The following is a 12,018-nucleotide window of genomic DNA, read 5'->3' on the forward strand; positions in this document are numbered from 1 at the left end:
GAAAAACCTATTCGGAAGAATAGGTTTTTTGTTGGATTTATTTTTATTTAGAATCTAAAAGTTTACTCAGAGCTTGTTGCTGTTGAGTTAGTTTTGATTGCAGTTTTAAAACTTCAAGTTCATATTGTTTAGATTTTATTTTTCTTTGGTGAACTTTGTTTTCAGGAAGTTTATTGAGCTTTAATTCGTCTTGAATTTTTAGATTTTTATCCTCCGTCTTTTTGATGTCTTTTTTAGTTCTTTCTATCTTATTTTGAGCGGACTCAATCTTTTTTTGACGTTTTAAAGCTTTATCTTGGTCTTGTTTTAAAAGGTCTTGTCTTTTTTTTAATTCTTTTTGATTGTCTAATGCTCTTTTTGCGTTTTCTTTTTCTTTATTTAAAAGAATTTCTTGATTTGAACTATTTGTAGTTGTTTCCTGTCCATAAAAAGATTGTGATGTAATAAAAAGACAAACTGCTAAGCCTAAATTTTGTAGTATTCTCATGCTATTAATATTTAAATATTTTATAATATTCGTACAAATACTGTTCCAAAGCAAATTAATCTGTTCATTTTAGGTTATTTAGAATGGTTTTATTGTATAAAAAAACACCATTTTGTAATAAATACAAAATGGTGTTTCGTTAAGTAGGGTATATAATCTCTAATGTAAACCAAAGGTTTTTATAGAATTTATAGCGTTTCTATTAATATCCAAGCTTCTGGATTTATAGTATTCTGAATCTCTCTTTGTGCTTTTTCTGCTTCACGCATTGTGGCATAACTACCATATAAAACAGGGAAAAGTCCATGTCTGTTTGCAGGTATTATTCTAGCATCAAATCCAGCTTTTTTCAATCTGTTGTAAGCCTTTTGAGCATTTTTTTCACTTCTAAAAGCACCTGCCATAATATGATAAGGCATTGTTAACTTTTCTTCTTTTACAGCAAGAGTAACAGTTACAGCTGGTAGTGGATTTTTTATAAAGAATGTGGCTTCTTGAATTTTATTCTGAACTTGTTTTTGAACAGCTGTTTCTACAAGAACAGTTTGACTAGCAATTTGGTTTTGGTACATTGGGTAACCAATACTTCCTGTAACTCCTAATGTAAGTACAAAAATAGCAGCATATTTTAAATAAGAATTTGATCCTTTATAAGCTGAATATAAAGTTACAGGTTCTTTTTCTTCAACTGTTTCTAATTCTAAAGATTCAAGTTGTTTTTCAAAAGATTCTCTTTTAACCATTGGTGAAACAAATGGGCTTAAACCAAATGAAGTTGCCAGATAATTCTTTTGATCATTTGGAGTAAACACTAGGTTTTTTTCCGCATTCATTCGAATTTGACCAACATTTTTAATAGAAAGGAAACCATTATCCTCTAATTCTTTTTTCCAAGTCAAAACTTCAAAATGAACTGCACTCACAGCAAATTTATACGATGTTTTTTCGGTAAGAGCAATATGATTTGCTAACAAACCATCGTTGTTTTTGATATGTGGGTTGAAAGAAATTAATTTTTTTGGTGGAAAAAATGAATTTGAACCTTCATTAAGTTGGGCCGATTGAATTTCGGTTAAAAAAGCTCCAAACCCAGGAACCGTTACACACTGATAACGATACAATAACTGCGCGATGTAAGTTTCGATTTTCATAGTAACAAAGTTAGGCAAGGAAAATAGTTATCAAAATTTTATTCACAATTTTTATTAACAATTATCTTTTTTGTTTAAACAATTAAAATCCAGTTATTTATGATTTTGTGCTTTTTTGAATCTTTTACTTTGTTTTTTTTAAATTTATTTTTTTGGCAAGAATTTACCTAAAACAACCATCTTTGTAATTGAGAAATACGATTTTTATTTTATTTGAATAACCAAATTAATGTAGCTAATGTCTGAGCAAGATTTATTTTATTTATTAGCACTACAAAGTGTTGAAGGAGTGGGAGATATAATGGCAAAAAGGTTGTTATTGCAATGTGGTACCGCTGAAGATATTTTTAAAACAAAACCTTCACAACTTTCTTTAATTGAAGGTGTTGGAGCAGTTTTATTAAAGAATATTAAAGAAAAATCAATTTTTGAAAAAGCACAAAAAGAATTCGATTTTATAGCGTCAAATGACATTAATGTAACGTTTTTTGACGAAAAAAACTATCCCGACCGATTAAAACATTGTATCGATGCACCAGTTTTATTATTTAGCTCAGGAAATATTGATTTGAAGAATAAAAAAATCATAAGTATCGTTGGAACGCGACAAATCACATCATACGGAATGGAATTTTGTAAAAAACTAATAGAAGATTTGGCTCCTTTAGATCCTGTTATTGTAAGCGGTTTTGCTTATGGAGTGGATATTGTTGCGCATCAATTGGCAATTGAGAATAATCTTCAGACTATTGGTGTTGTTGCACATGGTTTAAATCAAATATACCCTAAAGCGCATAAAAAGTATGTTGCTCAAGTGGAGCAAAACGGTGGTTTTATGACTGAATTTTGGAGTTCTTCCAATCCTGATAAAGAAAATTTTGTGCGTCGAAACCGTATTGTTGCAGGGATAAGCGAGGCTACAATAGTAATTGAATCTGCTGATAGAGGCGGCTCACTTATTACTGCCAACATAGCAAATGATTATAATCGAGATGTTTTTGCAGTTCCAGGGCGTATAACCGACAAATACAGTCAGGGTTGTAATAACTTGATTAAAACTCAGAAAGCAAACGTACTGACCAATGCAGCCGATTTGATTTATATTTTGAACTGGGACGTCGAAAACAAGCCAAAACCAATACAGAAACAACTATTTGTTGAATTAGAACCTGATGAACAGAAGATTTATGATTATTTAATAAAAACAGGTAAAGATTTGATGGATACTATTGCTTTGAGATGTGATTTTCCGATTTATAAAATCTCAGGATTGCTACTAAATATGGAACTTAAGGGAGTTATTCGTCCTTTGCCTGGGAAATTGTTTGAGGCGATTTGATTTTTATCTGATTACGATTTAATATTTAGCTAGCTCTTTTTATCTAAACTGTTCATGAAACTACTAAATCGATTTAGTGAGATTGTTATAACAAAAAAACCTGCAAAATCTTTAGGAGACTTTGCAGGTGTAATATTTATTTTTAATTTTTCTAGTTAAACCCTAGTTTTACTCGTACTCTCTCCAGAACTTCATTAGCAATAACGGCTGCTTTTGAAGCTCCTTTTTTAAGTAAAGCATCTACTTCGTCCAGGTTATTGATGTAGTAATTGTATTTTTCTCTTTCTGTTTTGAATTTCTCAGTAATCAATTCAAATAAAGCTTGTTTGGCGTGACCATAACCATAATTCCCGCCTAAATAATTCGCTCTCATTGCAGCAATTTGATCTTCATTGGCCATAAGAGAATAAATTGCAAATGCATTACAAGTATCAGGATTTTTTGGTTCTTCAAGTGGTGTACTATCAGTTTCTATACTCATGACTTGTTTGCGTAATGCTTTGTCATCTAAAAATATATTGATGAAATTATTTGCTGATTTACTCATTTTTCCTCCGTTTGTTCCAGGAATCAACATACTGTCTTCTTGAATTTTAACTTCAGGAATTACAAAAGTTTCACCCATTTGGTGGTTAAAACGTGAAGCTACATCACGAGTAATTTCTAAATGTTGCATTTGATCTTTTCCAACAGGAACAAATTCAGCATCATAAAGTAAAATATCTGCAGCCATTAACATTGGGTAAGAGAATAAACCTGCGTTTACATCATCAAGACGATCCGCTTTATCTTTGAATGAATGTGCTAAAGTCAATCTTTGAAATGGAAAAAAGCAGCTCAAATACCAAGTCAATTCAGTTGTTTGTGTAACATCAGATTGTCTGTAAAAAGTAACACGGTCAGTATCCAAACCAAAAGCAAGCCAGGCAGAAGCAACGCTAAAGGTATTCTCTCTTAGAGTTTTACCATCTTTTATTTGTGTAATCGAATGCAAATCAGCGATAAACAAAAATGATTTGTTTTCGGGTTTGTTAGATAATTCGATTGCAGGAATAATTGCTCCCAATAAGTTGCCTAAATGTGGCGTTCCAGTACTTTGTACGCCTGTAAGTATTTTTGCCATGCTAAATTTTTTTCTTAACCGCAAAGTTCGCAAAGTTTTACGCAAAGTCCACAAAGTTTTTTGTAAAGTTTTCTTAACTGATAAGTTCACAAAGAATTTAGCACTAGATAGAATAAAAGTTGTTTTGGCTTTGTTTATAATGCAACGCTGATGAAACTGATTTACAGAGTAAAGAAGCGGATTAAAACGGATTTTTACAAACAATCCCGATTCCGAAATGACTTGAAGAAAAAAAATCCGTTTCATTAGCGTTCCTTTCGTTGCTTTTTTAGCTAAAATTCTTTGCGAACTTTGCGTAAAACTTTGCGCTCTTCGCAGTTAATTTTTTAGCATGTAAATTCTTTTTTGCAAAATTCACTTCTGTTTTCTTACTTTTGGGTTTATGAAAGGAATTAAAATTGTTTTTTGGGTTATTTGGCGTATTTGGTTTTATGTTTTAATGGCCATCCCAATATTGGTAATGTTCCCATTTTTAGTGTTGTCGATTCTTACCGAAAGTGGATATCCGTATTTTTTTAGAATGGCAAGAATTTGGGCAAAATTCATCCTTTTCGGAATGGGTTTTTACTACAAAGTAGAGAAGGAGCAAGCTCTTGATCCTAAAAAAAGTTATATGATTGTTGCTAATCATACTTCGATGACTGACATTATGCTCACGTTGGCAATTATTAAAAATCCATTTGTTTTTGTTGGAAAGAAAGAACTTTCTAAGATTCCTTTGTTTGGTTTTTTCTATAAAAGAACCTGCATTTTAGTGGATCGAAAATCTTCAAAAAGTAAAATGGATGTTTTTAACAGGGCTCAAAAACGTTTAAATCAGGGATTGAGTATTTGTATTTTTCCTGAAGGAGGAGTTCCTGATGATGAATCGATTGTTTTAGATGAATTTAAAGATGGCGCTTTTCGTTTGGCAATTGAACATCATATTCCGATTGTTCCAATCACATATGCTGACAATAAAAAACGATTTTCTTACACTTTTTTTAGTGGTAGTCCGGGAAAAATGAGAGTAAAAATCCATTCGTTTATAGAAACTACAACGCTTCATCCCGAAGATAGAAAAGACCTTCGCGATCAAGTCAGACAACTGATTTATAAGCAACTATTAGTTTTTCGCAAAGACAAAACCTTTAGAGAAGATATTGTTTTGCAAAACGAACAGTCTGGTATTAATTCTTAAAAAGTAAATTTTAGGCTATCGATGAATGATTTTCTGTGAAATAAAATTCATGACAATTCTTAATTTTCTTTTTGTTATCCAGCGTTTTTGGAATAACGTTTCCAGTTTCTTCTTCATCTTTTATGTTTAAAAAATTCATACAAATAAGCTTTTTAAGGCTTAAAACCAGGTATTCTTTATATAGATGTCATTTATTGAAAAAGGTTGCGTAAAAAGCATAAAAAAACCCGAAAATATTTTCGGGTTTTTTATTTTTAGGCATTTGCCAATTCTTTGATATGTGCTTTTATCTTAACTTCTAGTTCATCTGCTAATTCAGGATTATCTTTAATTAGTGATTTTACTGCATCACGACCTTGTCCTAATTTAGTTTCACCGTAGCTAAACCATGAACCTGCTTTCTTAACGATTTCAAATTCAACAGCTAAATCTAAAATTTCTCCTGTTTTAGAAACTCCTTCTCCGTACATAATGTCGAATTCAGCAGTTTTAAATGGTGGAGCAACTTTATTTTTAACGATTTTTACTTTGGTTCTGTTACCAATTACATTGTCACCGTCTTTGATTTGAGATGAACGACGAATATCTAAACGTACTGAAGCGTAGAATTTTAATGCATTACCACCCGTTGTTGTTTCTGGATTTCCAAACATTACACCAATTTTCTCTCTTAATTGGTTAATGAAAAATACAGTACAGTTTGTTTTACTAATAGTTCCTGTAAGTTTACGAAGTGCTTGTGACATTAAACGAGCATGAAGACCCATTTTTGAATCTCCCATTTCTCCTTCAATTTCACTTTTTGGAGTTAACGCTGCAACAGAGTCAATTACAACAATATCAATTGCTCCTGAACGAATTAAGTTCTCAGCAATTTCTAGTGCTTGTTCTCCATTATCTGGTTGAGAAATAATTAAGTTCTCGATATCGATTCCTAATTTTTCAGCATAATTTCTATCAAAAGCATGTTCAGCATCAATAAATGCAGCAATTCCTCCGGCTTTTTGAGCTTCGGCAATAGCATGTAATGTTAGTGTAGTTTTACCAGAAGATTCTGGTCCGTATATTTCTATAATTCTTCCTTTAGGGTAACCGTTTACACCCAAGGCTAAATCAACTCCTAAAGATCCTGATGAAATTGTTTCTACTTCAACAATGGCTTTATCGCCCATTTTCATCACGGTTCCTTTTCCGTAAGTCTTATCAAGTTTATCAAGCGTAAGTTGTAGCGCTTTTAATTTGGCTTCTTTCTCTGAACTCATCTCTTTTTTTTCTTTTTCTTTCATCTAAATTTTTATAACTCTTTTATATAAAATCAATAAAGTATTAACTTCTTGATTTGATTTGTATTGGCATGTAATCGACGTAAAAATACTTCTTTTTTTTGAAGTTGCAACTGGATTTATTTTCTCTTTTGGAGATTATTTTTATACAAATAATGCTCTAAGTTCTGTAGCATCTTCAGGCTTTATTTTTCCTGCCAATAACAAACTTAGTTGTTTACGGCGTAGTGCAGCTTCGAAACGTTGTTTTTCAAGTTCTGTTTCAGGCTCAATTGGCGGTACTTCAACGGGTCTCCCTGTATCATCAACTGCGACAAAAGTATAAATTGCTTCGTTGGCTTTTGTACGAAATCCTGATTCCCGATCTTCTACCCAAACATCAATAAAAATTTCCATAGAACTTTTAAAAGATCTTGATACTTTTGCTTCAATTGTTACAACGGCTCCAAGCGGAATCGCTCTGTTAAAAGCAACGTGATTTACAGATGCAGTAACTACAATACGGCGTGAATGTCTTCGGGCAGCAATACTTGCAGCACGATCCATTCGGGCTAATAATTCTCCACCAAAAAGATTGTTTAAAGGATTAGTTTCGCTCGGTAAAACCAAATCGGTTAATATTGTTAAAGATTCTGAAGGATGTTTTGGTTTCATTGTAATTATTATGTTGTTGATTTTTAACGCTTTAATTATTAAGTATTAAAATTTATTATTTGGGTCAAATGTAATCAATAATTAGAATTCTTAGAATGTAAGTTTTCTTAGATTTTTGATAAATTATTAAAGCACTAATCTATTCGTTCTCCTTTGATGTTCAAAGAGAATGTTTCTCCGTTAAGTTCAACTTCTACTCTTTCTCCACAAAAGCAAGTCATAGAATCGTATTTAAACGGAATGATTACATCTCCTTTTCTATTAATTAATCCCCATTTATTTCCAATACTTGCTGGTGCATAATCTCCTTCGAAGGCATAGATAATATCATATTTTAATGGAATTACTTCTTTGCCTGTTGTGTCTAGGTATCCTGATTTTCCGTTAAGAGTAACTTGCGAGATGTTTTCTTCCAGGCCAAATATTTTGTCGTATTTTAACGGGGTAATTTCCTTTCCTTTGGCGTTAATTAACCCCCATTTATCTTTATTTCCAACTATTGCTACTCCCTTATCAAAACCGAAAGCATCATCGTATTTAGGTTGAACAATCTCTTTTCCGCTTCTATCTACAAATCCTGTTTTGTTGTTAAGTACAACCATCGAAAAATCTTCTTTAACACCATATATTTTATCGTATTTTAATGGGGTAATTTGTTTTCCGCTTGTGTTAATTAAGCCCCATTTTCCGTTTAAAATAACAATTGCTAAGCCATCTTGAAAAACATATACTTCATCATATTTGGGCGAAACTATTTCTTTTCCATTTTGATCTATAACACCATGTTTATGCCCGATTCTTATAACAAAAAAACCGTCTTTTGGCGAGAAAATTTCATTGTATTTAGGTGCCAAAATTTCTTTTCCAGTTAAGTCAATAAAGCCATATTTATTGTTTGTAACTACAATGAAAAAACCTTCTTCGGGAGCAAACATTTTGTCATATTTGGGTTCAAGGATATAGTTGCTATCCTCATCGATTAAACCCCATTTTTCAGTTTCGGGATCTAAATATGCTTCTTGTGCTATAGTTTTTGTTTGAAATACGAATGCTATTAAAAGCAAAAGTAGGTGTTTGTTTAATTTTAAATGATTCATAAAATTAGGTTTTAATTGTAAGGCGTTTGTTCTCCTTTAGTATTAATATAAAATTTCTTTCCGTTAAGGATGGCTTCTGTTTTTTCTCCATTAAAAGGAGCTATGTAATTATATTTTGGTGCAACTATCTCTTTTCCTTGCTTATTAATAAATCCATATTTATTGTTTAATATGACAGTGGTATAATCGCCAAAATAGCCTATTTTATCGTATTCTACAGGTGTGATTTCTGTGCCTTTTTCGTCTAACAATCCTGTTTTATTATCAATTTCTACTTGAATAATCTTTCTGTCATTAGTAGTTTCCGCAGGATAAACCATATCATATTTTAAAGTGGTAATTGCTTTTCCTGTTTTGTCTATTAAACCTTTTTTTGAGTCTATACTAATTATAAAAAGATCATTTATTGGGTTGATCTGATTGTATTTTAAAGGAGTAATTTCTTGTCCAGACTTATCAATTAATCCCGACTTGTTGTCAATTCTAACTATGGCATTCCCATTTTCAAAATCAGTAACACTATCATATTTTAGGGGTGTAATTTCAGTACCGGATGAATTTATAAAGCCAAATTTATTATTAGAAAAGACATAAGCGAATCCTTCTTCAAATTCACCTATTGATTCATATTTCATCGAAATAATTTCCATTCCACTGCTATCAATTAAGGTACATTTTTTATCTATACGCATTACCGCAAATCCATTATGAAATTCACTCACAACCTTATTATATTTGATTGGTGTAATTTCTTGTCCAGATGCATTTATAAAACCAATTTTCTTGTTTTGTTTTACATATGCGAATCCTTCTTTAAACTCAGATATATCATCGTATTTAGGTGCCACAATTTCTACTCCATTTTTGGTTAGTAGACCTAATTTCTCATTTAGGGACACTACAATCAGGTCATTTTCAATGAACTCCATTGTGTCATACTTCGCTGTAATAAGGATGTTTCCGGCAGTATCTTTTAATCCAAATTTCCAATCCTCGATATAAAATTCCTGAGCTGTAGCTTTAGAATAAAAAGATAAAATAAGAAAAACAGGAAAAAATAATTTTTCTAAATTTAAGGTCTTCATGATTTATAAGAATAGCGTAGCAGTTTAGTATAAAAATTAATACTTAACTTTTTTAATGTTGTTATTTTAGTGTAACAATAGTATTAGATTAAAGCTTTTTTGGTTTAATTCAACCAATAAACTGCAACAACTGCTGGTATAAAGTAAATCGCAATTGTTCTTGCTCCATCATAATCTTTGGCTAATCTTTGCCCAAAAAGTAACATTATTAAGGTAATACAAGAGAATATTGCACCATAAAATCCAAATTCTCTTCCGCTGTTTAAAAACAATTGAATTGATCCTACAATACAAAGAATCCCTGATATTAATTCTAAAACTAGGATATTAAATAAGGCAAGTGGGACTTGGTTTTTTAGTTGAGTTTTTGCAAAGTGTTCTTTTAACCAGCTGACATTATCTTTCCAATAAAAAATTTTGTCGTAACCTGATTGAATGAATGTAACAGCTAAGAATATTAAAATAAGGATTGAGGCAATGTTGTTCATCTTTTTTATTTTTTATGAATTAAACGTGTTAGTTTTATGGATAAATCGGTTAAAATAATTTTAGCATTTCCGTTGCGCTCAATATGATACATCGCATCAGATAGTTCTTTGAATATATCGTGAATGTTATTTCCATTTACAAATGGAGCAAAATTTTCTAGTTTAAATTTTTCGACTTTTGGTTCCATGTATACTAAGCTAGGTGCTTGATAGTTAAGTAACAGAGCTTGGCGAAACATTTCGATACAAAATTCTAAGAATTTTTTCTGACTTTCTCTTCCTAAAGCAGCAATTTGTTCACTCCAAGTGATTAAATCTTGTATTGCAGCTGCGTTTCCTTTGGCTTTAAAAGCAGCACGAACCCATGTCACGAACCATTGTTCAAAAGGATATTCTTCCTCATCATTTTTTATAAGATGTAAGGCTTTATTATAATTGCCTTGTGCCTGATGTGCGATTTTTAATGCTGCATTGGGTTCTAGGTTTTCTTTAGAAACTAGTGCATCAGCAATTATTTGTTCACTTAACCCATTAAAGTGTAATACTTGACAACGAGAACGTATGGTTTGAATAATCGATTCTTCGTTTTCGGATATTAAGATAAAAATGGTTTTATCTGATGGTTCTTCCAGTAATTTTAAAAGTTTATTTGAAGCTGCGATATTCATTTTATCTGCCATCCAGATAATCATAATTTTGTAACCGCCTTCATACGATTTTAATGCGAGCGATTTTAAAACTTCCTGTGCATCTTCTACTCTAATTTCGCCTTGTTTGTTTTGCACGCCAAGGACTTTATACCAATCAAATAAACCACCATAAGGTGTCTCTTGAATAAAACTGCGCCAATCTTGTATAAAATCTAAACTTTTGGGTTTGGTCTTTACATCTTCGGTTGTTACAGTTGGATAAATAAAATGTAAGTCGGGATGTGATATGGACTGAAATTTTAGATTACAGGATGTATTTCCATTTTCATTATCAGATCCAGAATTTCCACACAATATATATTGTGCATAGGCTATGGCCGTAGGTAAGGTTCCAGATCCTTCAGAACCTATAAATAATTGTGCATGAGGTATTCTACCTGAAGAAGCAGTTTTTATTAAGTGGTTTTTGATGTGGTCTTGCCCTAAAATTTCAGAAAATTGCATGAAGCAAAGATAGTCGAAAATGATTTAGTCGAAAATTTTCATATATAAAGTTTATTGCCTGAAATGGGATAATTATTATTCAGAGTTCAAAAATTCAATTAGGCAAAAATCATGTTTTTAATAGATTTTAATTTTTTTTGCCGATTTTCTCAGTTTTCTTCTCAGCTAAAATAAAAAAAGATGCTTATCGTATTTAAAAGAATCTCTATTGGGAATCATGTTAACATTTTCTTGTTAATATTATTTTTAAAACATTTTAAAAGGTAAGGTTTTTTTTAGTATAAAAACTTCAACATGTTGAGGTTTAGTTTAGTAAATATAATTAGAGTCTTACAAAATAGTTTTTTTAGAAGTTCTAAAATAACCGATAAAACGACATAATTAGTCGTTGTATGGTGTTTTTTTGCCTTATTTTGGCTCGTTTTGAGGAAAAAAAAGAGTAATAAAAATTGCGAGTTAACTTTATTTACATATTTTTGTTTTTATAATTGAATTTTTAAATCAGAATTTATGAAAGGGAAAATTATTTTTTTAAGCATCTTTTTAATGTTGTCAACTGAGATGGTATCATCTCAAGCAAAGAATGCTCCCCAAAGCATTATTAGCACAACTGCACTGATCAGAAAATACCATGATCAAAAAGAATTAAAGGGTATGCAAAAAGGCGAACTGTTAGAATTATACATCGAACGTATCAAAGTTTTGGTAAAAACATTGCCTTATATTGCTTTGGCTACTAAACCTGGAGTTACGATGGCTGATCTTGGTATTCCAATGGATAGTGAAAACAAAAAAATCCAAGATGCTCAAGTATCATCAACTAATTCATTTCTTGATGTAACAGTAGAATTTCAAAGAAAAATGATGCCTTATTCTGATAAAGATAATTTAGTTGCAGCGATTTTGTTTTATGAAAATACATTGAAAACGTTGCATCTTTTTAACGAGAGCAACGAATAACTTGTGCCTATTTAATT

13 protein-coding genes are annotated in these 12,018 nt (G+C 31.3%); 3 read left to right on the plus strand and 10 right to left on the minus strand.

The window, feature by feature from the left end; genetic code table 11:
• Positions 1–43: 43 nt before the first annotated feature.
• Positions 44–487 (minus strand): hypothetical protein, encoded by a 444-nt coding sequence (locus OIU80_RS08580; protein WP_264286618.1) that lies wholly within the window; start codon positions 485–487, stop codon positions 44–46.
• Between the two features lie 188 nt (positions 488–675).
• On the minus strand, positions 676–1,638 hold the full coding sequence (locus OIU80_RS08585; RefSeq protein ID WP_264286619.1) for an HU domain-containing protein: 963 nt from the start codon (positions 1,636–1,638) through the stop codon (positions 676–678).
• A 238-nt stretch (positions 1,639–1,876) separates the two neighbouring features.
• Between OIU80_RS08585 and dprA the strand changes: the two genes are divergently transcribed.
• The gene (dprA, locus tag OIU80_RS08590) at positions 1,877–2,977 is read left to right on the plus strand and encodes a DNA-processing protein DprA (protein ID WP_264286620.1); all 1,101 of its coding nucleotides are present in this window, start codon (positions 1,877–1,879) and stop codon (positions 2,975–2,977) included.
• Positions 2,978–3,128: 151 nt separating this feature from the next.
• On the opposite strand, the gene trpS is transcribed toward dprA, so the two are convergent.
• On the minus strand, positions 3,129–4,100 hold the full coding sequence (gene trpS, locus OIU80_RS08595) for a tryptophan--tRNA ligase (RefSeq protein ID WP_264286621.1): 972 nt from the start codon (positions 4,098–4,100) through the stop codon (positions 3,129–3,131).
• Positions 4,101–4,482: 382 nt separating this feature from the next.
• Between trpS and OIU80_RS08600 the strand changes: the two genes are divergently transcribed.
• Positions 4,483–5,280, plus strand: coding sequence for a lysophospholipid acyltransferase family protein (locus OIU80_RS08600; protein WP_264286622.1), 798 nt, complete (start codon positions 4,483–4,485; stop codon positions 5,278–5,280).
• A 10-nt stretch (positions 5,281–5,290) separates the two neighbouring features.
• Here OIU80_RS08600 and OIU80_RS08605 read toward each other — a convergent pair whose 3' ends face one another.
• The 7 genes from OIU80_RS08605 to OIU80_RS08635 form a co-directional block, all read right to left on the minus strand.
• On the minus strand, positions 5,291–5,419 hold the full coding sequence (locus tag OIU80_RS08605; protein WP_264286623.1) for a hypothetical protein: 129 nt from the start codon (positions 5,417–5,419) through the stop codon (positions 5,291–5,293).
• A gap of 115 nt (positions 5,420–5,534) precedes the next feature.
• Positions 5,535–6,542 (minus strand): recombinase RecA, encoded by a 1,008-nt coding sequence (recA, locus tag OIU80_RS08610; RefSeq protein ID WP_264286767.1) that lies wholly within the window; start codon positions 6,540–6,542, stop codon positions 5,535–5,537.
• A 165-nt stretch (positions 6,543–6,707) separates the two neighbouring features.
• Positions 6,708–7,217, minus strand: a complete 510-nt coding sequence (locus tag OIU80_RS08615) for an acyl-CoA thioesterase (protein WP_264286624.1) — start codon at positions 7,215–7,217, stop codon at positions 6,708–6,710.
• A gap of 134 nt (positions 7,218–7,351) precedes the next feature.
• Positions 7,352–8,314, minus strand: a complete 963-nt coding sequence (locus OIU80_RS08620) for a WG repeat-containing protein (protein ID WP_264286625.1) — start codon at positions 8,312–8,314, stop codon at positions 7,352–7,354.
• An 11-nt stretch (positions 8,315–8,325) separates the two neighbouring features.
• A complete protein-coding gene (locus OIU80_RS08625; protein ID WP_264286626.1) occupies positions 8,326–9,399 on the minus strand; it encodes a WG repeat-containing protein in 1,074 nt (357 codons plus the stop codon).
• Positions 9,400–9,503: 104 nt separating this feature from the next.
• Positions 9,504–9,887: a DoxX family membrane protein gene (locus OIU80_RS08630; protein WP_264286627.1), complete on the minus strand. Its 384-nt coding sequence runs from the start codon at positions 9,885–9,887 to the stop codon at positions 9,504–9,506.
• Positions 9,888–9,892: 5 nt separating this feature from the next.
• On the minus strand, positions 9,893–11,041 hold the full coding sequence (locus OIU80_RS08635) for a DNA polymerase III subunit (RefSeq protein WP_264286628.1): 1,149 nt from the start codon (positions 11,039–11,041) through the stop codon (positions 9,893–9,895).
• A gap of 510 nt (positions 11,042–11,551) precedes the next feature.
• Here OIU80_RS08635 and OIU80_RS08640 point away from each other — a divergent pair.
• On the plus strand, positions 11,552–12,001 hold the full coding sequence (locus tag OIU80_RS08640; RefSeq protein ID WP_264286629.1) for a hypothetical protein: 450 nt from the start codon (positions 11,552–11,554) through the stop codon (positions 11,999–12,001).
• Positions 12,002–12,018: the final 17 nt, after the last annotated feature.

The organism is Flavobacterium frigoritolerans, from assembly GCF_025847275.1.
In the GTDB taxonomy this organism is placed as follows: Bacteria; Bacteroidota; Bacteroidia; order Flavobacteriales; family Flavobacteriaceae; genus Flavobacterium; species Flavobacterium frigoritolerans.

What these genes read in the sequence shown, in the direction of transcription:
- OIU80_RS08580 (WP_264286618.1), bottom strand. Translation starts at nt 487, where the DNA reads ATGAGAATACTACAAAATTTAGGCTTAGCAGTTTGTCTTTTTATTACA.
- OIU80_RS08630 (WP_264286627.1), bottom strand. Translation starts at nt 9,887, where the DNA reads ATGAACAACATTGCCTCAATCCTTATTTTAATATTCTTAGCTGTTACA.
- OIU80_RS08615 (WP_264286624.1), bottom strand. Translation starts at nt 7,217, where the DNA reads ATGAAACCAAAACATCCTTCAGAATCTTTAACAATATTAACCGATTTG.
- OIU80_RS08585 (WP_264286619.1), bottom strand. Translation starts at nt 1,638, where the DNA reads ATGAAAATCGAAACTTACATCGCGCAGTTATTGTATCGTTATCAGTGT.
- OIU80_RS08640 (WP_264286629.1), top strand. Translation starts at nt 11,552, where the DNA reads ATGAAAGGGAAAATTATTTTTTTAAGCATCTTTTTAATGTTGTCAACT.
- OIU80_RS08620 (WP_264286625.1), bottom strand. Translation starts at nt 8,314, where the DNA reads ATGAATCATTTAAAATTAAACAAACACCTACTTTTGCTTTTAATAGCA.
- OIU80_RS08635 (WP_264286628.1), bottom strand. Translation starts at nt 11,041, where the DNA reads ATGCAATTTTCTGAAATTTTAGGGCAAGACCACATCAAAAACCACTTA.
- OIU80_RS08625 (WP_264286626.1), bottom strand. Translation starts at nt 9,399, where the DNA reads ATGAAGACCTTAAATTTAGAAAAATTATTTTTTCCTGTTTTTCTTATT.
- trpS (WP_264286621.1), bottom strand. Translation starts at nt 4,100, where the DNA reads ATGGCAAAAATACTTACAGGCGTACAAAGTACTGGAACGCCACATTTA.
- OIU80_RS08605 (WP_264286623.1), bottom strand. Translation starts at nt 5,419, where the DNA reads ATGAATTTTTTAAACATAAAAGATGAAGAAGAAACTGGAAACGTTATT.
- recA (WP_264286767.1), bottom strand. Translation starts at nt 6,542, where the DNA reads ATGAGTTCAGAGAAAGAAGCCAAATTAAAAGCGCTACAACTTACGCTT.
- dprA (WP_264286620.1), top strand. Translation starts at nt 1,877, where the DNA reads ATGTCTGAGCAAGATTTATTTTATTTATTAGCACTACAAAGTGTTGAA.
- OIU80_RS08600 (WP_264286622.1), top strand. Translation starts at nt 4,483, where the DNA reads ATGAAAGGAATTAAAATTGTTTTTTGGGTTATTTGGCGTATTTGGTTT.